At 71.1% G+C, this 24,070-nt stretch carries 17 protein-coding genes; 3 read left to right on the forward strand and 14 right to left on the reverse strand.

Annotation, left to right across the window (positions count from 1 at the left end):
• Positions 1-5 precede the first annotated feature (5 nt).
• Positions 6-665: a histidine phosphatase family protein gene (locus ABZX30_RS28090; protein ID WP_355938231.1), complete on the reverse strand. Its 660-nt coding sequence runs from the start codon at positions 663-665 to the stop codon at positions 6-8.
• A gap of 119 nt (positions 666-784) precedes the next feature.
• A complete protein-coding gene (locus ABZX30_RS28095) occupies positions 785-1,390 on the reverse strand; it encodes a YdbC family protein (protein ID WP_355938233.1) in 606 nt (201 codons plus the stop codon).
• A 153-nt stretch (positions 1,391-1,543) separates the two neighbouring features.
• Between ABZX30_RS28095 and ABZX30_RS28100 the strand changes: the two genes are divergently transcribed.
• Positions 1,544-2,074 carry a TerD family protein gene (locus ABZX30_RS28100; protein WP_355938235.1) on the forward strand — a complete coding sequence of 177 codons (531 nt, stop codon included), beginning with the start codon at positions 1,544-1,546 and terminating at the stop codon, positions 2,072-2,074.
• 49 nt (positions 2,075-2,123) lie between these two features.
• On the opposite strand, the gene ABZX30_RS28105 is transcribed toward ABZX30_RS28100, so the two are convergent.
• Together ABZX30_RS28105 and nrdR are read right to left on the reverse strand one after the other, a co-directional pair.
• Positions 2,124-5,024 carry a vitamin B12-dependent ribonucleotide reductase gene (locus tag ABZX30_RS28105; protein ID WP_355938237.1) on the reverse strand — a complete coding sequence of 967 codons (2,901 nt, stop codon included), beginning with the start codon at positions 5,022-5,024 and terminating at the stop codon, positions 2,124-2,126.
• 164 nt (positions 5,025-5,188) lie between these two features.
• Positions 5,189-5,737: a transcriptional regulator NrdR gene (gene nrdR / locus ABZX30_RS28110; protein ID WP_355938239.1), complete on the reverse strand. Its 549-nt coding sequence runs from the start codon at positions 5,735-5,737 to the stop codon at positions 5,189-5,191.
• A 505-nt stretch (positions 5,738-6,242) separates the two neighbouring features.
• On the opposite strand from nrdR, the gene lexA reads away from it, so the two are divergent.
• Positions 6,243-7,022 carry a transcriptional repressor LexA gene (gene lexA, locus ABZX30_RS28115; RefSeq protein WP_355938241.1) on the forward strand — a complete coding sequence of 260 codons (780 nt, stop codon included), beginning with the start codon at positions 6,243-6,245 and terminating at the stop codon, positions 7,020-7,022.
• Positions 7,023-7,172: 150 nt separating this feature from the next.
• Here the strand turns inward: lexA and ABZX30_RS28120 are convergent, their stop codons facing one another.
• The 4 genes from ABZX30_RS28120 to ABZX30_RS28135 all read right to left on the reverse strand — a co-directional run bounded on the left by ABZX30_RS28120 (position 7,173) and on the right by ABZX30_RS28135 (position 13,676).
• On the reverse strand, positions 7,173-9,149 hold the full coding sequence (locus tag ABZX30_RS28120; protein ID WP_355938243.1) for an ATP-dependent DNA helicase: 1,977 nt from the start codon (positions 9,147-9,149) through the stop codon (positions 7,173-7,175).
• A 170-nt stretch (positions 9,150-9,319) separates the two neighbouring features.
• Complete coding sequence (locus ABZX30_RS28125; protein WP_355938245.1) at positions 9,320-10,114, reverse strand: GNAT family N-acetyltransferase; 795 nt, start codon at positions 10,112-10,114, stop codon at positions 9,320-9,322.
• Positions 10,115-10,197: 83 nt separating this feature from the next.
• Positions 10,198-11,988: an IucA/IucC family protein gene (locus ABZX30_RS28130; protein ID WP_355938260.1), complete on the reverse strand. Its 1,791-nt coding sequence runs from the start codon at positions 11,986-11,988 to the stop codon at positions 10,198-10,200.
• A 212-nt stretch (positions 11,989-12,200) separates the two neighbouring features.
• Positions 12,201-13,676: a diaminobutyrate--2-oxoglutarate transaminase family protein gene (locus ABZX30_RS28135; RefSeq protein ID WP_355938247.1), complete on the reverse strand. Its 1,476-nt coding sequence runs from the start codon at positions 13,674-13,676 to the stop codon at positions 12,201-12,203.
• A 289-nt stretch (positions 13,677-13,965) separates the two neighbouring features.
• On the opposite strand from ABZX30_RS28135, the gene ABZX30_RS28140 reads away from it, so the two are divergent.
• Positions 13,966-15,189, forward strand: a complete 1,224-nt coding sequence (locus ABZX30_RS28140; RefSeq protein WP_355938248.1) for a hypothetical protein — start codon at positions 13,966-13,968, stop codon at positions 15,187-15,189.
• A gap of 95 nt (positions 15,190-15,284) precedes the next feature.
• On the opposite strand, the gene hflX is transcribed toward ABZX30_RS28140, so the two are convergent.
• The 6 genes from hflX to miaA form a co-directional block, all read right to left on the reverse strand.
• A complete protein-coding gene (hflX, locus tag ABZX30_RS28145) occupies positions 15,285-16,775 on the reverse strand; it encodes a GTPase HflX (protein ID WP_355938250.1) in 1,491 nt (496 codons plus the stop codon).
• 322 nt (positions 16,776-17,097) lie between these two features.
• Positions 17,098-18,615, reverse strand: a complete 1,518-nt coding sequence (locus tag ABZX30_RS28150; RefSeq protein WP_355938253.1) for a M1 family metallopeptidase — start codon at positions 18,613-18,615, stop codon at positions 17,098-17,100.
• 92 nt (positions 18,616-18,707) lie between these two features.
• A complete protein-coding gene (locus ABZX30_RS28155) occupies positions 18,708-20,912 on the reverse strand; it encodes an HD domain-containing protein (RefSeq protein WP_355938254.1) in 2,205 nt (734 codons plus the stop codon).
• 282 nt (positions 20,913-21,194) lie between these two features.
• A complete protein-coding gene (gene dapF / locus ABZX30_RS28160; protein ID WP_355938256.1) occupies positions 21,195-22,064 on the reverse strand; it encodes a diaminopimelate epimerase in 870 nt (289 codons plus the stop codon).
• A gap of 139 nt (positions 22,065-22,203) precedes the next feature.
• The gene (locus ABZX30_RS28165) at positions 22,204-22,707 is read right to left on the reverse strand and encodes a hypothetical protein (protein WP_355938262.1); all 504 of its coding nucleotides are present in this window, start codon (positions 22,705-22,707) and stop codon (positions 22,204-22,206) included.
• Positions 22,708-22,815: 108 nt separating this feature from the next.
• Positions 22,816-23,754, reverse strand: a complete 939-nt coding sequence (miaA, locus tag ABZX30_RS28170; RefSeq protein ID WP_355938258.1) for a tRNA (adenosine(37)-N6)-dimethylallyltransferase MiaA — start codon at positions 23,752-23,754, stop codon at positions 22,816-22,818.
• Positions 23,755-24,070 lie beyond the last annotated feature (316 nt).

Here is a 24,070-nt window from a genome sequence, read left to right on the forward strand (position 1 = left end):
CCACTCTAGCCGTCGATCCAGTACGGCACCGGTTCCCGCCAGCGCTCGAAGGGCCGGTCGAGGGTGTATCTGCCGTCGTCCCCCAGAACGAGCATGCGCATCTCGGCGTTCCCGGGGTTGGACAGCGACTCGAACTCCGCGACCGTCCAGTGGAACCAGCGCATGCAGAAGAGGCGCATCGCCAGGCCATGGGTCACCAGAAGTACGTTCGGCGGATGGTCGGGGGCCTCGAAGCTGCGGAACAGGCTCTCGAGGAAGCCGCCGACCCGGTCGTACACATCGGCGCCGGACTCCCCCTGCGGGAAGCGGAAGAAGAAGTGCCCGTAGGCGTCCCGGTAGGCCTTCTGCAGGCGTACGTCGTCACGGTCCTGCCAGTTCCCCCAGTCCTGCTCGCGCAGCCGGGGCTCCTCGCGCACGCGTATGAGGTCCGGGTCGAGGTGGAACGCCTGGAGCGTCTCGTGGGTTCGCCGGTAAGGGGAGACGTACACGCTCACGCGTTCGCGTCCGAACACCTCGCGGAGTGTCTTTCCGGTCTCTTCCGCCTGCCGCCGGCCCCGCTCGGTCAGAGCGAGGGCGTGGTCGGGCTCCCGCTCGTACACGGAGTCATCAACATTGCCCGTTGACTCCCCGTGCCGGACAAGAACGATGCGCCGTGGTCGTGCCATGCCAGAACCCTAGATCGAATGAGAGCCGGTCGAGCACTAGTACGGGCTCCATACGGCATAGGTCACATGATTCCCGCACCACCGGCCACCACAAGCACATGCGGCCGGGGGTGCGGCTGTCAAACCGTCCAGCTCGGCTCCAGTTCCACGATGTCCCCGGTGAGGGCGGCGATGTCCGCCTCTGTCTGGGCACGCAGAGCGAGCCGTTCCACACGCTCGGTGCGGTACTTGCCGTGTTCGGCCGCCGATCGCCACATGGACAACACCATGAACTCCTGCCCCGGAGCCTCACCGAACATGCCGCGGATCATGCCGGGCGAGCCGGCCATCGCGGGGTTCCAGACCTTCTCCTGCATGAGCATGAAGTGCTCGACGCGTTCCTCGTGGACGCGGCAGAGGGCCACCCGGATCAGGTCGGCGTCGGTGAACCGCGGTTCGAAGCCGGTCTTCACGTCGAAGCGGTACTCGAACAGCTTGGCCTGGCTGTCCTTGAAGGTACCGGACTGCGACGCCGCCAGCCGGTCGTGCGAGCGGGCCATGAAGGAGTCATAGAAGGCGCGGCTCTCCCAGAAGGCGAAGATGTGCGCCACGCCGGGCCGCTGCCGGCTCCACCCTCCGCCCTGTCCCCGGAATCCCGGCTCCCCCAGAAGCCCCGCCCACTTTCGCTGCCCCCGCTCGAAGCCGCGGCGGTCCACCACGGTGCAGCGAATCCACTTGACCAGCACCGCGCCATGGTAAGGCCCCGGGGGTGGCGTCTCGGTCACGCTCCGGCGGAGATCGCCCGCGCACGCGCCCCCTCGCTCATGGCACGATGGACAACGACCTGTCGCTGCCCAGGAGTTGGGGCAGTGAAGCCTCAAGGGGGAAGGGGACGCCCGGTGACCGGCTTCAGCAAGGGGATCCGCAAGGCCGAGGTGGCACTCAAGTGGGACCCGAGTCCGGCGGGGCAGCCGCCCACCGATCTGGACATCGTTGCCGCGCCGTTCCTCGCGGGTGACCCGTACGGCGCTGCGGCGTACGTGGTGCACTTCGACCGCCGGTCCCCCGACGGCACCATCAACCTCAACCGGGACAGCACCGACGGCAAGGGCTTCGGCTGGGACGAGGTCATGACCCTCGAGCTCGACCGGCTCGACACCCGGTACGCGCGCGTGGTGGTCGGGGTGGTCATCCAGCAGCGCCCCGTGGACCGGACCTTCGCCGGCGTTCTGAACCCCGCGGTGCGCATCCGGGAGGGGTACGACGTGCTCGCCGAGGACGACTTCGGCTCGGTGCCCGGGGCGACGGCGGCGACGGTCGCGGAGTTCGTCCGTGCCGAGTCCGGCGGCTGGAACTTCCACCCCGGTGTGCACGGCTTCGAGGACGACCCGGCGACCTTCACCGGCTCCATGGGCCGGATGCGACGGTGAGGGGCGCCGGCCCAGGGCCGGCGCCCCTCACCTCAGGGCGTGCCTGTCATCAGCTGCAGCCGCTGGTCGAGCCGCAGCCCTCGCAGATGTAGCAGGAGCCGGCCCGCTGCATCTTGGTGCCGCAGGAGAAGCACAGCGGGGCGTCGGCCTGGATGCCCAGCTGCATCTCCACCAGCTCGGCGCTGGTGTGGGCCTGCTTCGGGGCGGGCTTGGCCGCCCCGACCTCGGCCTTGGGCGTGGCGACGGCCTTCAGCTCCTGGGCGCGCGGCGCCGACTGGGCCAGTCCCTCCACGTCGACTTCGTCTTCGTCGATGGACTGCTCGTAGGAGCCGGTCTCCAGGTGACGCTGGCGCTCCTCGGCGGAGTGGATGCCGAGCGCGGAGCGCGTCTCGAAGGGGAGGAAGTCCAGCGCCAGGCGGCGGAAGATGTAGTCGACGATCGACTGCGCCATCCGCACGTCCGGGTCGTCCGTCATACCGGCCGGCTCGAAGCGCATGTTGGTGAACTTCGAGACGTACGTCTCCAGGGGCACGCCGTACTGCAGACCCACCGAGACGGCGATCGAGAACGCGTCCATCATGCCCGCGAGCGTCGAGCCCTGCTTCGACATCTTCAGGAAGACCTCGCCGAGACCGTCGTCCGGGTAGGAGTTGGCGGTCATGTAGCCCTCGGCGCCGCCGACGGTGAAGGAGGTGGTGATGCCGGGACGGCCCTTGGGGAGGCGCTTGCGGACCGGGCGGTACTCGACGACCTTCTCGACCGCCTCACGGATGGTCACCTCGGCCTTCTCCGTGACCTCGGCCTTCTCCTTCTCCTTGGTCTTGGCGGAGAGCGGCTGGCCGACCTTGCAGTTGTCACGGTAGATGGCGAGGGCCTTGACGCCCATCTTCCAGGCCTCGAAGTAGATCTCCTCGACCTCCTCGACGGTCGCCGACTCCGGCATGTTGACCGTCTTGGACAGGGCGCCGGAGATCCACGGCTGGATCGCGGCCATCATGCGGACGTGGCCCATCGGGGAGATGGCGCGCTCGCCCATGGCGCAGTCGAACACCTCATAGTGCTCGTGCTTGAGGCCGGGCGCGTCGACCACGTTGCCGTGCTCGGCGATGTGGGCGACGATCGCCTCGATCTGCTCCTCCTGGTAGCCCAGGCGGCGCAGGGCCTGCGGGACGGTGCCGTTGACGATCTGCATCGAGCCGCCGCCGACCAGCTTCTTGAACTTGACCAGGGCGAGGTCGGGCTCGAGGCCGGTGGTGTCGCAGGACATCGCGAGACCGATGGTGCCGGTCGGGGCGATGACGGACGCCTGGGAGTTACGGAAACCGTTCTGCTCGCCGAGGCGCAGGACGTCCTGCCAGGCCTCCGTGGCGGCGGCCCAGACCGGGGTGTCCAGGTCGTCCGTGCGGTGGGCCACGGCGTTGGCGTCGGCGTGCTGCTTCATGACGCGCTTGTGGGCGTCGGCGTTGCGGGCGTAGCCGTCGTACGGACCGACGACCGCGGCGAGTTCCGCGGAGCGCTTGTACGCGGTGCCGGTCATGAGGGAGGTGACCGCACCGGCCAGCGCGCGGCCGCCGTCGGAGTCGTAGGCGTGGCCGGTCGCCATCAGCAGCGCGCCGAGATTGGCGTAGCCGATGCCGAGCTGGCGGAAAGCGCGCGTGTTCTCGCCGATCTTCTGGGTCGGGAAGTCGGCGAAGCAGATGGAGATGTCCATCGCCGTGATGACGAGCTCGACGACCTTGGCGAAGCGCTCGACGTCGAAGGACTGGTTGCCCTTGCTGTCGTCCTTGAGGAACTTCATCAGGTTCAGCGAGGCGAGGTTGCAGGACGTGTTGTCCAGGTGCATGTACTCGCTGCACGGGTTGGAGCCGTTGATGCGGCCGGACTCCGGGCAGGTGTGCCAGTGGTTGATGGTGTCGTCGTACTGGATGCCCGGGTCGGCGCAGGCCCAGGCGGCCTCGGCCATCTTGCGGAAGAGGGACTTGGCGTCGACCTCCTCGATGACCTCGCCGGTCATCCGCGCGCGCAGGCCGAAGGTGCCGCCCTGCTCGACCGCCTTCATGAACTGGTCGTTGACCCGGACGGAGTTGTTGGCGTTCTGGTACTGGACGGAGGTGATGTCCTCGCCACCGAGGTCCATGTCGAAGCCCGCGTCACGGAGGGCGCGGATCTTCTCCTCCTCCTTGACCTTGGTCTCGATGAAGTCCTCGATGTCGGGGTGGTCGACGTCCAGGATGACCATCTTGGCGGCGCGGCGGGTGGCGCCCCCGGACTTGATCGTTCCTGCCGAGGCGTCGGCGCCGCGCATGAAGGAGACGGGGCCGGAGGCGTTGCCGCCGGACGACAGCAGTTCCCTGGAGGAGCGGATGCGGGAGAGGTTCAGGCCGGCACCGGAGCCGCCCTTGAAGATCATGCCCTCTTCCTTGTACCAGTCGAGGATCGACTCCATGGAGTCGTCGACGGACAGGATGAAGCAGGCGGACACCTGCTGGGGCTGCGGGGTCCCGACGTTGAACCAGACGGGGCTGTTGAAGCTGAAGATCTGGTGCAGGAGCGCGTACGCCAGCTCGTGCTCGAAGATCTCGGCGTCAGCGGGCGAGGCGAAGTACTTGTAGTCCTCGCCGGCCTTCCGGTACGTCTTCACGATGCGGTCGATCAGCTGCTTGAGGCTGACCTCGCGCTGCGGGGTGCCCACGGCACCGCGGAAGTACTTGCTGGTGACGATGTTGACCGCGTTCACGGACCAGAAGTCCGGGAACTCGACGCCACGCTGCTCGAAATTGACCGAGCCGTCGCGCCAGTTGGTCATGACGACGTCACGGCGCTCCCAGCTCACCTCGTCGTACGGGTGCACGCCGGGGGTGGTGTGGATGCGCTCGACACGCAGCCCCTTGGTGGCCTTGGCGCCCTTGGATCGGGAACCTCGTGCCGGACCGCTCGCCGTCTCTGTCATGCCGCCTCCCTGTACGGGCGTAAACGCCCTTAAATGCCACGATGTTCCCGTGACACGGTGTTCTGTCTTGTGTTGCGGACACCCTCACGCTGCCGTCCGCAACAGGTCTGTGATCGCCGCCGTCCTGTCGGAACCGGGGTCTCCGCCCTGTTCCGGCCCGCCGGTCAGTCGGCGGCGTGGGCGGGCACGGGAACCTGGGAAGTCCCTCCGCGCCCGCGGTCTTCCCCGCTCCCCGCTCCCGCGTCCCCGTCGGCCGCGGCGGGGCCCCGCGTCGCCTCCCTGAGTTCCGCGATGGCGGCCTCGAAGTCCTCGAGCGAATCGAATGCCCGGTAGACGGAGGCGAACCGCAGATAAGCGACGAGGTCGAGCTCCTGCAACGGGCCGAGTATGGCCAGCCCGACGTCGTGGGTGGTCAGCTCGGCGCTTCCCGTGGCCCGCACCGCCTCCTCGACCCGCTGGCCGAGCTGGGCGAGAGCGTCCTCGGTGACAGGCCGCCCCTGGCACGCCTTGCGCACGCCGTTGATGACCTTGGTACGGCTGAAGGGCTCAGTGACTCCGGACCGCTTGACCACCATGAGCGAGCACGTCTCCACGGTCGTGAAACGACGGGAGCAGTCGGGGCACTGGCGGCGCCTGCGGATCGACGTGCCGTCGTCGGTCGTACGACTGTCGACCACGCGGCTGTCGGGGTGCCTGCAGAAGGGGCAGTGCATGATCTCCAACCCTCCTCACAGCAGACTCAACAGCCCCGAAAGGACTCCTGGGCCCCTCGAAGCAGCCACCAGCATAGGGGATCCCAGAAGCACCACTGACACCGGGGACCACAACTTATGGGTGGCAGTAGCCATCCAACCACTACATGTAGGGCTTGGCTCCTGCACCAACACGCGCGCGTGTCGCAGACGTGTCGCGGGGGCCGATACGGAGATACCGTGGGCGCCGCACGGAGGACGCGTAGGACTCCGGCACAGAAGGCGTTCGGTACCGGGTTGACGGGCTTCCGGATGGCAGACTGGGGGCGCGACCCACGAGGCCGCCACCCCGGCGGTGAAGAGTACAACAATGAGCCCTTTTGTCCGCCAGGTGCCGCGTAGGCCATACACCCACACACGTGATCGCGTCAGGTGAATCTCGTTTTTTCACTCGAACGTGTGTTTGGCGCAACCTTTCGAAAGCAACTACCGTTGTCCAGCAGGGAGACCATCGAGAGGGGCCGACGTGACCACCACCGCAGACAGTGCCACCATCACCGCCCAGGACCGCTCCCAGGGCCGACTCGAGACGGTGCACGCGATGAACGAAGCCACGAATCCCGAGGGGCAAAAGCGCTCCCTGCCGGGCCGACCTCCAGGCATCCGGGCGGACAGCTCCGGACTCACCGACCGGCAACGCCGGGTGATCGAGGTCATCAGGGACTCGGTACAGCGGCGGGGCTACCCGCCGTCCATGCGCGAGATCGGCCAGGCCGTCGGTCTCTCCAGCACATCCTCGGTCGCGCACCAGTTGATGGCGCTGGAGCGCAAGGGCTTCCTGCGCCGTGACCCGCACCGCCCGCGCGCGTACGAGGTGCGCGGTTCCGACCAGGCGATGACGGTGCAGCCCACCGACACCGCGGGCAAGCCGGCCGCGTCGTACGTCCCGCTGGTCGGCCGTATCGCCGCCGGCGGCCCGATCCTCGCCGAGGAGTCCGTCGAGGACGTCTTCCCGCTCCCCCGGCAGCTGGTCGGCGACGGCGAGCTCTTCGTCCTCAAGGTCGTCGGCGACTCCATGATCGAGGCCGCGATCTGCGACGGCGACTGGGTCACCGTCCGCCGCCAGCCCGTCGCCGAGAACGGCGACATCGTGGCGGCCATGCTCGACGGCGAGGCCACCGTCAAGCGCTTCAAGCGCGAGGACGGCCATGTGTGGCTTCTCCCCCACAACTCGGCCTACGAGCCGATCCCCGGCGACGACGCGACCATTCTGGGCAAGGTCGTCGCGGTGCTGCGGCGCGTGTGACGACCGCGGCGGACGGCCGGAAGCGGCTCGTCCACTGACCGGGCCCCGGAACCCCTGCGCCGGTTCCGGGGCCCTGTACTGCGCGGCCGAGGGCCTGCGCGGTGCAGACGTCAGGGTGGCCCGTCCCGCAAGGGGACGGGCCACCGCTGATCAGTTCGGTTCCGTCTGCTTCGCCGCCGCGTCGATGGCGGCCAGTGACTTGCGGACCTGATTGCGGTCCGTGGTGTACCAGAAGTCGGGCAGGGACGCCTTGAGGTAGCCGCCGTACCGCGCGGTGGCCAGCCGCTGGTCCAGTACGGCCACCACACCCCGATCCCCCGACGCCCGCACGAGGCGGCCGGCGCCCTGGGCCATGAGGAGCGCGGCGTGGGTGGCGGCGACCGCCATGAAACCGTTGCCGCCGGCGTCCTCCACCGCCTTCTGGCGGGCGCTCATCAACGGGTCGTCGGGGCGCGGGAAGGGGATCTTGTCCATGACGACCAGTTGGCAGCTGGGGCCGGGGACATCCACACCCTGCCACAGCGACAGCGTGCCGAACAGGCAGGTCATCGGGTCCGCCGCGAAGTTCTTGATCAGTTCACCCAGGGTCTCCTCGCCCTGGAGCAGTATCGGGTACTCCGGAATGCGGGACCGGAGCTCCTCCGCGGCGAGCTGGGCGGCCCGCATCGAGGAGAAGAGTCCGAGCGTGCGACCACCGGCGGCCTGGATGAGCTCGGTCAGTTCGTCGAGCATGTCGGCGCGGTCGCCGTCGCGCGCGGGACGGGCCAGGTGCTTGGCGACGTACAGGATGCCCTGCTTGCGGTAGTCGAAGGGCGAGCCGACATCGACTCCCTTCCACTGGGGGACGTCGTCCCCTTCCGTGCCCTCGGGGGCGAGCCCGAGGGAGGCACCGACGCCGTTGAAGTCGCCGCCGAGCTTGAACGTCGCGGAGGTGAGGACGACGGAACGGTCCGCGAAGAGCTTCTCCCTCAGGAGGCCGGAGACGGACATGGGGGCCACACGCAGGGAGGCGCCGAAACGGTCGTGCCGCTCGTACCAGACCACGTCCCACTCGGAGCCGTTCACGACGCGCTCCGCCACGTCGTGCACCGCCTCCACGGAGGCGAGGGCCTGCTTGCGGACCGCGTCCTCGTCCTGGACCGACTTGTCGCGGGTCGCGCCGATCCCCGAGATGACCGTGCGCGCAGCGTCCCGCAGTGCCATCAGGGCGTAGGCGAGGTCTTCGGGGATCTCCTCCAGGCGGCCCGGCAGAGCGAGCTCCATCAGCCGCTCGAAGCCCTCGGCAGCGGTCTGCAACTGGTCGGCGGCCTTCTCGTTGACCAGCTTGGCGGCACGGCGCACCGCGCGGTTGACCTGGCCGGGCGTGAGCTCGCCGGTGGCGACACCGGTGACGCGCGAGACGAGCTCGTGCGCCTCGTCCACGACCAGCACCTCGTGCTGCGGAAGCACCGGCGCGCCCTCGATCGCGTCGATGGCCAGCAGAGCGTGGTTGGTGACGACGACCTCTGCGAGCTTGGCCCGTTCGCGGGCCATCTCGGCGAAGCACTCGGCTCCGTACGCGCATTTCGAGGCACCCAGGCACTCCCGGGAGGACACCGACACCTGGGACCAGGCCCGGTCGGAGACGCCGGGTGTGAGGTCGTCCCGGTCGCCCGTCTCGGTCTCGTCCGACCAGTCACGCAGCCGCAGCAGGTCCTGGCCCAGCTTGCTGGTCGGAGCCGCCGCCTCGAACTGGTCGAACAGACCCTCCTCCTCGTCCTGCGGCACGCCCTCGTGCAGACGGTGCAGGCACAGGTAGTTCGACCGGCCCTTGAGCATGGCGAACTCCGGGCGGCGGCGCAGCAGCGGGTGCAGCGCGTCCACCGTGCGCGGCAGGTCGCGTTCCACGAGCTGGCGCTGCAGGGCCAGAGTGGCGGTCGCCACGACGACGCGCTCTCCGTGCGCGAGCGCCGGCACGAGGTAACCCAGCGACTTTCCGGTGCCGGTGCCGGCCTGGACCAGCAGGTGGGATCCGTCGTCGATCGCCTCGGCGACCGCTTCGGCCATGGTGACCTGGCCGGGGCGCTCCGTGCCGCCGACGGCTGCGACAGCCGCGTGCAGGAGTTCGGGGAGAGAGGGCTTCGTCATAGCGCGTCAACCCTACGGCCCGGCACTGACAAACGGGTGATCAAGTCCGGAACCGGGGGTGGGAACGCGGAGGCGCGGAACGGGATCAAGAAATTTCCAATTCGTCCGGCGGGCTGGGAACCCGGTCGGCTCGGGCTTCGTTCCATCTGTGACGACGTCATTACGCAGTGCTACATCAGATGGCGCAGGGTCCGGTCCCGCAGCATGAGGGCGGCCCGCTTGGCAGGCAAGTCGACCTCGGCACCGAACCGGAAACCGGCGCTCAGGAAGGCGGCCACGGAGGGGGTGTTGCGAAGGTCGGGTTCCGCGACGACGCGCGCGCAGGCCGGGCGGTGGTCCAGGACCAGGTCGGCGACCGATCTGAGCAGGGCCGAGCCGAAGCCTCGCCCACGGTCGGCGACCGCGCCGATGAGGAGGTGGATCCCGGTGTCGTGCGGGCGGGCCGGGTAGTGGCGGGCCAGCGGGTCCAGGTCGGCCCGGTACACCTCCCAGTAGCTCATCGGGGTGCCGTCCAGCATGCCGACACACGGGACGCTGCGTCCGTCACCGTCGAGTTGGGCGCGCAGGTGCTCCTCGGTCCGCGCCGGGGAACCGGCCAGTTCCCAGAACGCGGAGACGGCGGGGTCGTTCATCCAGCGGCTGATGAGCGGCAGGTCACGCTCGGCCCGGACCCGTGTCAGCCGGAACGTGCCCACGGGCGTGGCGGTCGGGCCCCAGCCGCCGACTCCGTCGAGCAGGTCGTCGGCGAACGGGTTCGGCGCGCCGGTCTCCCCTGTGCCGTCGCGCGCGTGCCCGTCGGCAGGCGCGCACCTGCCGCGGGGGGCGGTGTCCGTCGTCTGCGTGGTGAACAGAGCGACGAGTTCGCCGGACAGCCGCAGTTCCAGGGTGTCCTCGCCGTCTTCGCCCGGATCCGGGCAGTCCGGGCGGACGGGACCGGTGTCGGTGCTCGCGTCGGTGGGAGGCACGGCGCGCTCCTCTCAGGAGACGGGTGGGTCATGTTCCCTGGAAGTGAAGGAAGTCGGTGCGGTCGTGCGGTCGTGCGGTCGGTTCAGGAGTGAAGGGGGTTGGCGATGGTGACGTAGACGGACTGGGTGTCGACCGGGCCGACCAGCTCGTCGAGGCCGTGCAACCGGGTCAGCAGGTTGGCCTTGCAGCGCAGCACGGGCGAATCGAGCAGGAGGGCGGGCAGGGCCGTGCGCAGCGCTGCCGGGCCCGATGCGACGTCGCCGAGGAACCGGCGGAAGGCGGCGAGCAACAGCTGTTCGTCCGACAGCTGCTGGGACCCGAACGCACCGATGAGGCCGAGCACGTTGTTGATGGCGAGGTAGTACGCGAAGCGTTCGTTCGTGACCTCGTCGGAGACGAAGGTGTCGCTGTGCGCGCCGATCCCGGGCAGGCGCGCGTCGAGTTCGGCGCGCCGGGACTCGCGGAAGTAGTAGCCCTGGTTGTCGCGGTAGCGGCCGCCGGCCGGCCAGCCGTCGCCGTCCAGGAGAAGCAAGGTGTTCTGCTGGTGGGCCTCGAGGGCGATGCCCGCTTCGCCGTCCAGCCACAGGACGGGCCGCACGACCTGCTCCAGGTAGCGCAGGAACCACTCCGCGGCGACGGCGCCACGGGACCGGCCGGTGCGCTCGGCGAGCCGGGTGACGACAACGGCCAGCCGGGATCGGAGGGGCCGCGTCCCGGTACGGGCACGTGCGTCGCCGGTAGCCGGGTGGACGCCGGGCCGGGGTGACACGAGGCCGGCGACGCAGGAGACGTCGTCGGACGGGGTGAACGGGTTGTGCCGGATCATCACGTCGAGCCCGGGGACCGGCCGGCCGTGCGGGTCGTCGACGGCCAGCCATGCCGGGTCCCGGACGATGTCGAAGTCCGGGTGCGCGGCCTGCCACTGCCGGGACAGGCCGCCGCGCAGCAGGCGGTGCACCTCCACGCCGCGGTGGAGTTCCTTGCGGAGGTTCTCGCGCCGGGAGTTGGTGATCCGCAGGCCGAGGGACAGCTTGAGCATGGCGGCGGCGCCGGACCGGTGGACCGTCCGCACGGAGGAGGTGGGGTGCCACGGGGAGCCGTGGGAGCCGAGTGACCTGAGCAGCCCGGCGTCAAGGAGGGCCGCGGTCGTCTCGCGGTGCCGGACCTCGCGCCACTGCCAGGGGTGCAGCGGCAGGGCGGCGTATCCGTCGGGCAGGGGCAGTCCCGGGCCGGCGAGCCGGGCCGTGAGCCGGTGGGCCGGCACAGGCCGGCCGCTCTCGGTCCAGGCCGAGTCGGCGGCGAGCAGCGAGGGGGCCACGGCGACCCAGTGGAGCGGGAAGGACCCGCGCAGTTCGGGTGAGCAGCGGAGGGATTCGGAGTCGGTCAGGCCCTCGCGGCTCTTCGGGGCCGGGTGGAAGGGGTGTCCGAGCAGCAGTGCCTGCTCGGCGGCGAGGAAGCGGTCGGGGCCGTCGGCGGGGTGTGCGCGCCGGTCCTCGATAAAGGTGACGGAGCGGCGGAGGGAGTCGCCCACGCGCGCGACGAGGTCACCGCTGCCGGCGGCTGCGGCGTCCGGGCCCGCGTCGGTGCCCTCGGTCCTTCCGTGTGCCTCCCGGCTGATCAGGGCCGCCAGTGTCACCGCGTCGAGCGGTGGGGCGCTCCGGGGGGCGCCGGCGAACCGGGGCAGTCCGAAGCGGTGCCAGCCGGTCGGGGACCAGTGGTGGACCGGTGTGATCACAGCTGTGGCGCTGGCGGGGAACGGGATGCGCAGGGCGCCGGTGTCCGGTGCGGCGAGGCCTGTCTCACGGACCCAGCAGCGAAGGAGGTTCTCCATGGCGGCGGCCTGCGCGGCGGTGTGCGGGTCGAAGTGGTCCAGGAGATCGGTGCCGGCTTCGCGCGCGGGATCGGCTTCCGGCCGGCGCGGTGTGTGCGGGGGCGCCGCCTCGGGATCAGGTACGGGAGGGGAAGGGATGCGGTGGGCACGGAGGTGTGGGACGTGGGCACGGCGGTCCGGTGCCGGAATGTCGTTCAAGTCTGGTCCTCCGGTGCTGGTGCGGGGGGCGGCGCGGTGGGCGAAGGGGGCATGCCTCAGATCCAGGGCGTCCCGGCCATGTCGGCCGGGGAGCCACCGCGGGACACGGCCGCGACCGCGTCGGCGAGGCGGTCGAGTACGGCGGCGGCCTGGTCGTCGCTGATCGTCAGGGGCGGAAGGAGCCGTACGACGCTGGCGTGGCGGCCGCCGAGTTCGACGATCAGACCGCGGCGCAGACACTCCCGCTGGACGGCAGCGGCCAGTTGGGGAACGGCGGGCCGCGGGATGCGGGGACTTCGGGGTCCGGGCGGCGGCGTCGCCGGACCGCCTTCCGGACGGGCGGCCGGTCCCGGCACCGCAAGGGTCTCGCCCGGCCCGTCCGCGTCGGCTTCCCCGCCCCGTTCCGGATCCACCACCTCGACGCCGATCATCAGGCCACGGCCCCGCACGTCGCCGACGCACGGGAATTCGCCCCGGAGTGCGTCCAGTTGGGACAGCATGCGCGAGCCGAGCAGGGCGGCGCGTTCGGCGAGGCGGTTCTCCCGGACGTGGGCGAGGGTGGCCGTGCCCGCGGCCATGGCGAGCTGGTTGCCGCGGAAAGTGCCCGCGTGGGCGCCCGGCTCCCACACGTCGAGGTCGTCGCGGTAGACGACGACGGCGAGAGGGAGGCTGCCGCCGATGGCCTTCGACAGGACCATCACGTCGGGCGTGACGCCGCTGTGTTCCACGGCCCAGAAGGCGCCGGTCCGGCCGACTCCCGTCTGGACCTCGTCGGCGATCAGCGGGACGGACCGGGTGGCCGTGATCTGCCGCATGCGGCGCATCCAGTCGTCCGGGGCGGGAATCACTCCGCCTTCGCCCTGGACGGGTTCGAGGATCATCCCTGCGGGCAGTGGCACACCCGACTTGGGGTCGTCGAGGACGGACTCGGTCCAGCGCGCCGCGAGTTCGGCGCCGTGCCGGCCGCCGACGCCGAACGGGCAGCGGTAGTCCTGCGGATAGGGCAGGCGGGCGACCCGTACGTCGCAGGCGCCGCCGGACGCGGCCAGGGCGCCGCTGGTCATGCCGTGGTAGGCGCCGGTGAAGGCCAGGATGCCGGAGCGGCCGGTCGCGGCGCGCACCAGCTTGAACGCGGCCTCCACGGCGTCGGTACCGGCAGGCCCGCAGAACTGCACGCGAGCCCGGTCGGCCAGCCCGGGAGGCAGGGTGCGGAACAGCTCGGTGATGAAGGCGTCCTTGACAGGGGTCGCCAGGTCGAGGACGGACAGGGGGGCGCCCGAGTCGAGGACCTTGCGGATCGCCTCCAGGACGGCCGGGTGGTTGTGGCCGAGGGCGAGGGTACCGGCGCCGGAGAGGCAGTCGAGGTAGCGGCGGCCGTCGGCGCCCTCGATGGTCAGGCCACGCGCCCGGACCGGCACGATCGGGAGGGCGCGTGCGTAGGTGCGCGCCGCGGACTCGCGCGCCGACTGACGCCGCAGGATCCCCTCGTGTGCTTCGCGCGCTCCCCCGGACACCGACTCCGTCACGGCCACGGCCTTGTCCTCCCGCTGTCCAGAGGCGGCTTGCTCCCTCAGGGGGACCGGGCACAGGCAGCAGGCCCCCCACCGCTACCAACCTCCGACCGGCCCGCCGGTTACGGGTTGCTTCAAGATCCTTACCGTGACGGAACCGTTGCCGTTCCGTCGGAAGTCCCCCACAGCGAGCGCATAGTGTGTGATGCCGTTCCCAGACGTCCGTGACACGGGCGTGAACTCCCCATGAGTTCCGCCGGATGACGCGGGCACAGCGCCGAGTTCCTTTACAGCAGGGGGAGTCAAGACCATGCGATCCATACGGCCGTCGTCCACCGTCCGCCGGGGGAGGGGCGGGCCGCGCAGAACCTCCCCCGTGCTGGCGGCGGTCGCCCTCGCCTCGGCGCTGGCGCTGACCGCGACCGCCTGCGACGGCGGCGGTGACGACAACGCCGACAGCAGGCCGACCACCGCCGCGACCGGCGGCGACGGAAAGATCAAGATCCCGGACGACATCAGGAACAAGCTCAAAGAGCACGGGATCGACATCGACAAGTGGAAGAACGGCGCCTGGAAGAACTGGGACAGGGACGACTGGCTGCGCGAGGCCAACGACTTCGTCAACCCGATCATCAAGGGCCTGTGGGACCCGGACCGCATGCGGGACGCCGACGATCCGGACAAGGGTGTCGACGACAACGACATCTCCGGTGACCAGGGGGTGACGGACCCGCCGCCGGCTCCGGTCAAGGCCCAGGCGGTGCAAGCTCCGTACCACGTCAACGCGGCCACGGCCGGCAAGGTCTTCTTCGACTCCCCCGAGGGCACGATGGTGTGCTCGGCCACGGTCGTGGAGGACCCGGCGCACCCGGGCAAGTCGAACCTCATCTGGACGGCGGGCCACTGCGTGCACGCCGGCAAGAAGGGCGGCTGGTACCGCAACATCGCCTTCGTGCCGTCGTACAACAACACCGGCATGTCAGCGCAGCAGTTGGAGAGCGCCACCAGGGAACAGGTCGCCCCGTACGGGGTCTGGTGGGCCGATGCGGCGCAGACCTCCCAGCAGTGGATCGCGCAGGGCGGTGAGACCGGCGGGAACGGCGCATCGTACGACTTCGCCGTCATCCACGTCACGCCGGAACAGGGCAATGGCGGCAAATCGCTGGAGGAGACGGTCGGTTCGGCGCTCCCGGTGAACTTCGACGCGCCGGCGGTGCCGAAGGTGCAGAGCATCACGGCGACCGGCTACCCGGCGGCGGCGCCGTACGACGGCCGGCTGGCGTACCAGTGCCAGGACAGGCCGGGGCGGTTGTCGATCCAGAAGTCGGACCCGACGATGTACCGGATCGGCTGCACGATGACGGGCGGTTCGTCCGGCGGCGGCTGGGTGGAGACGGGCTCGGACGGCAAGCCGGCGCTGGTCTCCAACACCTCCATCGGTCCGGTGTCCGCGGGCTGGCTGGCGGGTCCGCGGCTGGGTGACGTGGCCAAGGGCGTGTACAGCAAGGTCAGCAAGCAGTTCGCCGGACAGTAGGGCCCGGTGAGCCGGCCTGACGCCGGTGTGCGAAGGCCCGCCCCCGCGACGAGCGGGGGCGGGCCTTCAGCGTTGTGCGCCGGAGCGGCTGTGCGTCAGAGCGCGGGAGCGGGCGCGTACGGCGCGAGATCCGCCGCCAGCTCCTCGTGCACCCGCACCTTGAGCAGGGTGCCCTCCGCGGTGTGCTCCTCGGAGATCACCTCGCCCTCGGTGTGGGCACGGGCGACCAGCTTGCCGTGCGTGTACGGCACCAGCGCCTCGATCTCGACGGACGGCCTGGGCAGCTCGTTGTCGATGAGCGCCAGCAGCTCGGGGATGCCCCGGCCGGTGCGGGCCGAGACGGCGATGGAGCGCTTCTCGATCCGCATGAGCCGCTGGAGCGCCAGCGGATCGGCCGCGTCCGCCTTGTTGATCACGACGATCTCGGGCACGTCGGTGGCGCCGACGTCCCGGATCACCTCGCGCACGGCGGCCAGCTGCTCCTCCGGGTTCGGGTGCGAACCGTCCACGACGTGCAGGATCAGGTCGGAGTCGCCGACCTCCTCCATGGTGGAGCGGAACGCCTCGACCAGGTGGTGCGGCAGATGCCGGACAAAACCGACCGTGTCGGCCAGGGTGTACACCCGGCCGCTCGGGGTCTCGGCCCGGCGCACGGTCGGGTCGAGGGTCGCGAACAGGGCGTTCTCGACCAGCACGCCCGCGCCCGTGAGGCGGTTGAGCAGCGAGGACTTGCCGGCGTTGGTGTAGCCCGCGATGGCGACGGACGGCACCTTGTTGCGCCGGCGTTCCTGGCGCTTGACCTCGCGGCCGGTCTTCATGTCCGCGATCTCCCGGCGCATCTTCGCCATCTTCTCGCGGATCCGGCGCCGGTCCGTCTCGATCTTGGTCTCACCGGGACCGCGCGTGGCGAGGCCACCGCGACCGCCACCCATCTGCCGGGACAGCGACTGACCCCAGCCGCGCAGCCGCGGCAGCATGTACTGCATCTGCGCGAGCGCGACCTGCGCCTTCCCCTCTCGGGACTTGGCGTGCTGGGCGAAGATGTCCAGGATCAGGGCCGTACGGTCGATGACCTTGACCTTGACGACGTCCTCCAGCTGGATCAGCTGGCCCGGGCTCAGCTCACCGTCGCAGATGACGGTGTCCGCGCCGGTTTCGAGGACGATGTCCCGCAGCTCGGCGGCCTTGCCGGAGCCGATGTAGGTGGCCGGGTCGGGCTTGTCGCGGCGCTGGATGACGCCGTCGAGCACGAGCGCGCCGGCGGTCTCCGCGAGGGCGGCGAGCTCCGCGAGGGAGTTGTCGGCGTCCTGGGCCGTTCCGGTGGTCCACACCCCGACGAGGACGACGCGCTCCAGGCGGAGCTGGCGGTACTCGACCTCGGTGACGTCCTCGAGCTCGGTGGAGAGGCCCACGACGCGGCGCAGAGCCGCGCGCTCGGAGCGGTCGAACTGGTCGCCGTCCCGCTCTCCGTCGATCTCGTGGCTCCAGGCGACGTCCTCTTCCATCAGGGCATCGGCCCGAAGACCTTCGGGGTAGGCGTGCGCGAAGCGCTTGGTGTCCTGGGAAGGGGAAGAAGAGGAGGTCATTTGATCCTTACGTCGATGAGGAGATCCGATGGGCGGTCCTGATGGGATCCGTCCGTCACTGTGCACAACGCACGGGTGCCCGGAGAGATTCCCGTCTCCGTGCCGCGCCGACCCGAAGATGGTCGCACGGCACGACCCGTCTCGTCACCGCCTTATCGCGCGCTGCCGGGCGGGGGCCGGCCCCGGAACGGCCCTGCCCGGCCGCCCGTCGGCACGCTCCCGGCCCGCACCCGCCCCGGAGCGGCACGGCGCCACCGCACGGCACGGACGGGCGGCGCGGCACCGCGCCCGTCACCGCCCCTCCCCCGGCCCCACGAGTCCGCTATTTCTTCGCCACCCGCTGCGCCGCCGCCTTCCAGTCGGGGTGACCGGGCATGGGCGGGGTCTTCTCTCCGTACAGCCAGGCCTGGAAGAAGCCGGTCAGGTCGCGGCCGGCGATGTCCGCGGCGAGGCGGGTGAAGTCGGCTGTGGTCGCCGTGCCGTCGTGGTGCTGACGTACCCAGGCCCGCTCCAGGGCTTCGAAGGCGGGGCGGCCGATCTCCTGGCGCAGGGCGTAGAGCACCAGCGCGGCTCCGTCGTACACGTTGGGCCGGAAGATGCCGATCTTCTGCCCGGGCTCGGGCGGCTCGGGCCGTGCGGGCGGGCCACCGGAGGCGCGCCAGCGGTCGGAGGAGCGGTACGCCTCCTTCATGCGGTCGGCCAGGGACTTGTGCGCCTTCTCCTGCGCGTACAGGGCCTCGTACCAGGTGGCGTGCCCCTCGTTGAGCCACACGTCGGACCAGGTGCGCGGGCTCACACTGTCGCCGAACCACTGGTGGGACAGCTCGTGCACCATGATCGACTCGACGTACCACCTGGGGTAGACGCGATCGGTGAACAGGTCCTCCTCGAAGAGGGAGAGGGTCTGCGTCTCCAGTTCGAAGCCGGTGGCGGCCTCGGCCACGAGCACGCCGTAGGTCTCGAAGGGGTAGGCGCCGATCTTGCTCTCCAGCCAGGCGATCTGGTCCGGGGTCTTCGCGAGCCAGGGTTCGAGTGCCTTGCGGTCGGCGGCGGGGACCACGTCGCGCACCGGCAGTGCGTGCGGTCCGGTGCGGTGCAGCACCGCGGAACGGCCGATGGACACCTGGGCGAGTTCGGTGGCCATGGGGTGCCGGGTCCGGTACGTCCAGGTGGTGGAGCCGCCGGCCCTGGTCACGCCGGCCGGCATGCCGCCCGCGACGGCGGTGTAGCCGTTGGGGGCGGTGATCCGGATGGTGAACATCGCCTTGTCGGAGGGGTGGTCGTTGCACGGGAACACCAGGTGCGCGGCGTCGGCCTGGTTGGCCATGACCAGCCCGTCGGCGGTCCGCACCCAGCCGCCGTCCCGGCCTTCGTCCTCTCTGGGGTCGCTGGTGTGCCGCACGGTGATCCGCGTCCAGTCGCCCTCGGCCAGCGGTGTCTCGGGCGTGATCACAAGGTCGTCGCCGGCGCCGGTGAAGGCGGCGGGCCTGCCGTCCACCTGGACGGACTCGACGGTGCCGTGCGCGAAGTCGAGGTTGAGCCGCTCCAGCGGGGCGGTCGTGCGGGCGCGGATCGTGGTGACGGCCCGGAGGGGCTTGTCGTTGCGTCCGGGGTAGGCGAAGGCGAGGTCGTACGACGCCACGTCGTACCCGGGGTTGCCCAGGTACGGGTAGAGCCGGTCGCCGACGCCCAGCGGGACGGCGGGGGCGCTCGCGGCGAGCAGACAGGCCGAGACGGCGGAGGCCAGGAGGACGGCGGCCCTCCTCCGGCGGCGGACGGTGGTGGGGCGGGCACCGGGGACACCGGGGCGCCGGTCCGGCAGGCGGGGCGTGAGCAGCATGGACCACGGCTACCAGCGCGCGCCCGCCCTGCCGCGACGGCGCGCGACCGGCCCACCCGAACGGGTGCCGCCGGATTGCCGGGGCGCGTGCCTCAGGACCCGGGTCCCTGGTGCTGGGCCCGGCCGACGTCGTACACGCCCGGCACGTTCCGCATGGCGCGCATGAGGGCCGGGAGGCGGGCCGCGTCGGGGAGCTGGAGGGTGTAGGTGTGGCGGACGCGCTGCTGGCTCGGCGGGGCGACGGTGGCGGAGACGATCTCGGCGCCTTCGAGGGCGATCGCCTCGGTGAGGTCGGCGAGCAGGTGGGGGCGGCCGAACGATTCGGCGACCAGGGTGACCCGGCACTCGGCGGTGTCACCCCAGCGCACTGCGACCTCCGCACGCCCGGCGCTCATCATGCGCGACGCTCCGGCGCATCCCACGCGGTGCACGGTCACCACCCCGCCGCGTACGGCGAACCCGGTGACCTCGTCGGGCGGTACGGGCGTACAGCACCCGGCGAGCCGCACGGTCGCCCCGGGCCGGTCGACGACGGCACTGGTCGCCGCGGGGCGGGCGGAGGGGGCGTCGGTGACGGAGCCGGTGCCGGGGCGGGAATCCCGTTCGGCCGTGGTCTCGAAGGGCCGGCCCGTGGCGCCGTCCGCCCCGCCGGGGGACTCCGCGCCGCTCCAGCGGTCCTCGTCCGCTTCCCGTGCCGCCGCGTCGCCGGCCTCCGGGTGGGCCGCCAGCCACCGCTGGATGGCGATGCGGGCGGCCGGGGTGTGGGCGTGGTCCAGCCATTCCCGGGAGGGCTCGGAGGCGGGGTCCTGGCCCATGAGGAGCTGAACGGTGTCACCGTCCCTCAGCACGGTGCTCAGGGTGGCCAGCCGGCCGTTGACGCGTGCGCCGATGCAGGCGTGCGCGTCCTCGCCGTACTGCGCGTACGCGGCGTCCACGCAGGTGGCGCCCTCGGGCAGGCCCAGGGTGCCGCCGTCGGGCCGGAAGACGGTGATCTCACGGTCCTGGGCGAGGTCCTCGCGCAGGGTGGACCAGAAGGTGTCGGGGTCGGGTGCCGCCTGCTGCCAGTCGAGGAGGCGGGAGAGCCAGCCGGGGCGGGTGGGGTCGACACGCTCGTCGGCCGCGGCCTGCTCCTCCGGAGGGGGCGCGTACGGATTGCCGAGCGCGATGACACCGGCCTCGGCGACCTTGTGCATCTGATGGGTGCGGATGAGGACTTCGACGACCTGCCCGTCCGCGCGCGCGACGGCGGTGTGCAGCGACTGGTACAGGTTGAACTTCGGTACGGCGATGAAGTCCTTGAACTCCGAGACGACGGGGGTCATGCAGGTGTGCAGTTCGCCCAGCACGCCGTAGCAGTCCGCGTCCTCGTTGACCAGCACCAGCAGCCGACCGAAGTCGGCGCCGCGCAGTTGCCCGCGTTTGCGGCCGACACGGTGGACGGAGACGAAGTGCCGGGGGCGGATGAGGACTTCGGCCTGGATGCCGGCTTCGCGCAGGACCGCGCGGGCCTCGTCGGCGACCTCCGCGAGGGGATCGTCGGGACGGCTCGCGTTCTCGGCGATCAACTCGCGTGTGTGCGCGTGCTCCTCGGGGTGGAGGATCGCGAAGACGAGGTCCTCCATCTCGGTCTTGAGCGCCTGGACTCCGAGACGCTCGGCGAGCGGGATCAGGACGTCCCTGGTCACCTTGGCGATGCGCGCCTGCTTCTCGGGGCGCATCACGCCCAGGGTGCGCATGTTGTGGAGCCGGTCGGCGAGTTTGATGGACATCACGCGGACGTCGTTGCCGGTCGCGACCAGCATCTTGCGGAAGGTCTCGGATTCGGCGGCGGCCCCGTACTCGACCTTTTCGAGCTTCGTGACCCCGTCGACGAGGTAACGGACCTCCTCGCCGAACTGCTCCCGCACCTGATCGAGGGTCACATCGGTGTCCTCGACGGTGTCGTGGAGCAAAGAGGCCGTCAGGGTCGTGGTCTCGGCGCCGAGTTCGGCGAGGATCAGCGTCACGGCGAGCGGGTGCGTGATGTACGGCTCGCCGCTCTTGCGCATCTGGCCGCGGTGCGAGGACTCGGCCAGGACGTAGGCGCGGCGCAGGGGTTCGAGGTCGGCGTCGGGGTAGTGGGCGCGGTGGGCCTCGACGACGTGGCCGATGGCGTCGGGGAGCTTGTCGCGGCCGCCGGGGCCGAGCAGCGCGGCCCGGCCCAGTCGGCGCAGGTCGATCCGGGGGCGGGCCTTCCTGCGGGGCACTGTAGGGGCTACAGGACCAGGGGTCGCGGGGTTCGTGGCCTCCGCACTCATGGGCACCTCCGGCTCGTGGACCGGCGGACGGGCCCCCAGGGCATATACGGCTCAGGGATGGCGACGTTCCCCCGTCCGTGCCGGTGCTTGATGCTACCGAGCCCACCGGGCCCGACCGACCGCCTCTCGCCGAGCGTGAAACGGATCACCCATTCGAGCGACGGCTGAGAGGTTTACGGTTTTGCGTCACGCGGTCGCCGACCTGTCGTCGTTCCGCGGCGAATCGGCGGCCGGAAGGCGCGAATCGGCGGCCGGGGCCGCTCGTGACCACGGTTCCCGTGGTCAACGGACCGCGTTTTCCAGCCACTCGGCGTCGATCTCGCCCTCGGCGACGATCACGGCGGGTCCGGTCATCTCGATCTCGCCGTCCGGCCGCTCGGTGATCACCAGTCGCCCGCCGGGTACGTCGACCGTGTAGGTTGCCCCGGTGCCGGTGACGGCCGGGTCGGCGCCGTCCCGGCGCGCGGCCGCCACGGCGACGGCGCACGCGCCGGTGCCGCAGGAACGGGTCTCGCCGGAACCACGCTCGTGCACGCGCATCGCGACGTGACGGGGACCGCGGTCGACGACGAACTCGACGTTCACCCCGTCCGGGTAGGCGGCCGCCGGGCTGAAGGGCGGCGGTGCGAGCAGGTCGCCGGCGTGCGCGAGGTCGTCGACGAAGGCGACCGCGTGCGGGTTGCCCATGTTCACGTTGCGCGCGGGCCAGCTGCGCTCACCGACGCTGACGGTGACGTCCCCTTCGGGGAGGCGCGCGCTGCCCATGCCGACGGTGATGTCGCCGTCCTTGGCGATGTGGACGGCCTTGACGCCCCCGCGCGTGGCGATCGCGGTGTCCCCTTCGCCCACGTGCCCGGCGTGCTGGAGGTAGCGCGCGAACACCCGCACTCCGTTGCCGCACATCTCCGCGATCGAGCCGTCGCCGTTGCGGTAGTCCATGAACCACTCGGCCTCGCCCGCCATGTCCCTGGCCTCCGGGTGGGCGGCGGACCGCACGACGTGCAGCACTCCGTCGCCGCCGATGCCCGCGCGGCGGTCGCACAGGGCGGCCACGGCGGCCGGGGTCAGGTCGACGGCGTTCTCGGGGTCCGGGACGATCACGAAGTCGTTCTCCGTGCCGTGACCCTTGAGGAAGGCGATCCGCGTGCTCATTCCTCGATCGTACGGGAGCGCTCGGCCGGTGGGTCGGCGCGGGGACGGGAGGGGCGGTGGCGGCCGTCCGCGGACGATCGCGCCCACACGGCACGGCCACGGGCCGGCACCGGATCCGCCCCCCTGACGGAGGAGCGCTTCAGCGCAGCCGTGCCACCCGCCACACGGCGAGGATCACCACCACGGTCACCAGCAGCACGTATCCGAGCACGACCCGCCAGTCAGGGCGGCAGTCCGACCCCCGTGCCGGCAGGCCCGGCCAGGTGTGGCCGACGCGGCGCGCGGCCGTCATGCCCCAGCCGGCGGCGCAGGAGCAGATCAGCAGGCCCAACATGGCGATGACGGCACCGCTGTCGCCGAAGTCGAAGGCCAGCGGGAAGGCGAACATCAGGGAGCCGACCGCGGCCAGGCCCACGATGGGCGCGAGCTGCCAGAGGCGCAGCCGGCGCTGCGGGCGCAGCTCGACCTCGACCTCGGGGCCACCCGCGAACATCTCCTCGGGCTCGGGGCCGTCGGCGGTCACACCGTCCGGCGTCTCGTCCGGTCCGTCGGGGCTGAGTCGCTCCTCGCCCTGTTCCGGTTCGCCGCCGTCGGTGGTGACGTACTCGGTGCTTCGTGCGGTGTCGCGAGGGCCGGCCTCCATCGCCACGCGCCCTCCCAACTAGGACTCCACTTGGTCGATCGAAGCTCGATGATGGCACGGCACCGGAGGCCGCGATGACCGGCGGCGCATCCCGATGCCATGACGTGATCAGGCTGTGACCGGTCGTTCGACCAATGCCATGGCGAGCCGCGGAAGTTCCCTGCGGTCCACCGCCGCCCCACTCAGCCACTGCACCCGCGGATCGCGCCTGAACCATGAATCCTGGCGGCGCGCGAAGCGTTTGGTGGCGCGTACGGTCTCGGCCCGGGCCTCCTCCTCGGTGCACTGCCCGGCGAGCGCCGCGAGGACCTGCTGGTAGCCGAGCGCGCGCGACGCGGTACGCCCCTGGCGCAGGCCCCGCGTCTCCAGTGCGCGTACCTCGTCCACCAGCCCCGCCTCCCACATGCGGTCGACCCGGCGCGCGATGCGCTCGTCGAGCTCGGGGCGGGCCACGTCGACGCCGATCTGGAGGGTGTCGTAGACGGAGTCGTGGCCGGGGAGGTTGGCGGTGAAGGGCCGGCCGGTGATCTCGATCACCTCCAGGGCCCGGACGATCCGGCGGCCGTTGCTGGGCAGGATCGCCCGCGCGGCCTCGGGATCGGCGGCGGCCAGGCGGGCGTGCAGCGCGCCGGAGCCGCGCAGCGCGAGCTCGTCCTCCAGGCGGGCGCGGACCTCGGGGTCGGTCCCGGGGAACTCGAGGTTGTCGACCGCTCCCCGGATGTACAGGCCGGAGCCGCCGACCAGGATGGGCCAGCGCCCCTCGGCGAGCAGTGCGTCGACGCGGGCGCGGGCCAGCTTCTGGTACTCGGCGACGGAGGCCGTGACGGTGACGTTCCAGATGTCCAGCAGGTGGTGCGGGACGCCGTCGCGCTCCTCGGGCGTCAGCTTGGCGGTACCGATGTCCATCCCTCGGTAGAGCTGCATGGAGTCGGCGTTGACGACCTCGCCGCCGAGCTGCCGGGCCAGGAAGACGCCCAGATCGGACTTTCCGGCCGCGGTGGGTCCGACGACGGCGATGACGCGGGGGGCGGGGGGTGCGCTGCTCACCGCACCAGTCTCGCAAACCTCCCGACCGCGCCTCGAACGAGTTACGTGACGACCCGGGGCCGGGATCGTTGCCCGTGGCGAGGTACCTGCCGTCCGCTACCGGAGGCGGTGAGCCGGGTCGCGCATACGGGCGCACCGGGCCACGCGGGATTCGCCCGCATGAGCAATACATGGAGTGAACATGGGTGTGTTTGCGCGACTCCTGCGGAGGTCGAAGGCGGCGGAGGGCGCTCGCCAACTGCCACTGGATGCGCGGGTACGTGTACGCCCAGGACGGTGAACTGGAGCGCGCCGAGCAGGAGTTGCGCGAGGCGCT

This window comes from Streptomyces sp. NPDC004542 (assembly GCF_040610035.1).
Classification (GTDB): domain Bacteria; phylum Actinomycetota; class Actinomycetes; order Streptomycetales; family Streptomycetaceae; genus Streptomyces.

Coding starts and splice junctions, on each gene's coding strand:
- ABZX30_RS28105 (WP_355938237.1), bottom strand. CDS start 5,024: ATGACAGAGACGGCGAGCGGTCCGGCACGAGGTTCCCGATCCAAGGGC.
- dapF (WP_355938256.1), bottom strand. CDS start 22,064: ATGAGCACGCGGATCGCCTTCCTCAAGGGTCACGGCACGGAGAACGAC.
- nrdR (WP_355938239.1), bottom strand. CDS start 5,737: ATGCACTGCCCCTTCTGCAGGCACCCCGACAGCCGCGTGGTCGACAGT.
- ABZX30_RS28165 (WP_355938262.1), bottom strand. CDS start 22,707: ATGGAGGCCGGCCCTCGCGACACCGCACGAAGCACCGAGTACGTCACC.
- hflX (WP_355938250.1), bottom strand. CDS start 16,775: ATGACCTCCTCTTCTTCCCCTTCCCAGGACACCAAGCGCTTCGCGCAC.
- ABZX30_RS28140 (WP_355938248.1), top strand. CDS start 13,966: ATGCGATCCATACGGCCGTCGTCCACCGTCCGCCGGGGGAGGGGCGGG.
- ABZX30_RS28120 (WP_355938243.1), bottom strand. CDS start 9,149: ATGACGAAGCCCTCTCTCCCCGAACTCCTGCACGCGGCTGTCGCAGCC.
- ABZX30_RS28155 (WP_355938254.1), bottom strand. CDS start 20,912: ATGAGTGCGGAGGCCACGAACCCCGCGACCCCTGGTCCTGTAGCCCCT.
- ABZX30_RS28090 (WP_355938231.1), bottom strand. CDS start 665: ATGGCACGACCACGGCGCATCGTTCTTGTCCGGCACGGGGAGTCAACG.
- ABZX30_RS28150 (WP_355938253.1), bottom strand. CDS start 18,615: ATGCTGCTCACGCCCCGCCTGCCGGACCGGCGCCCCGGTGTCCCCGGT.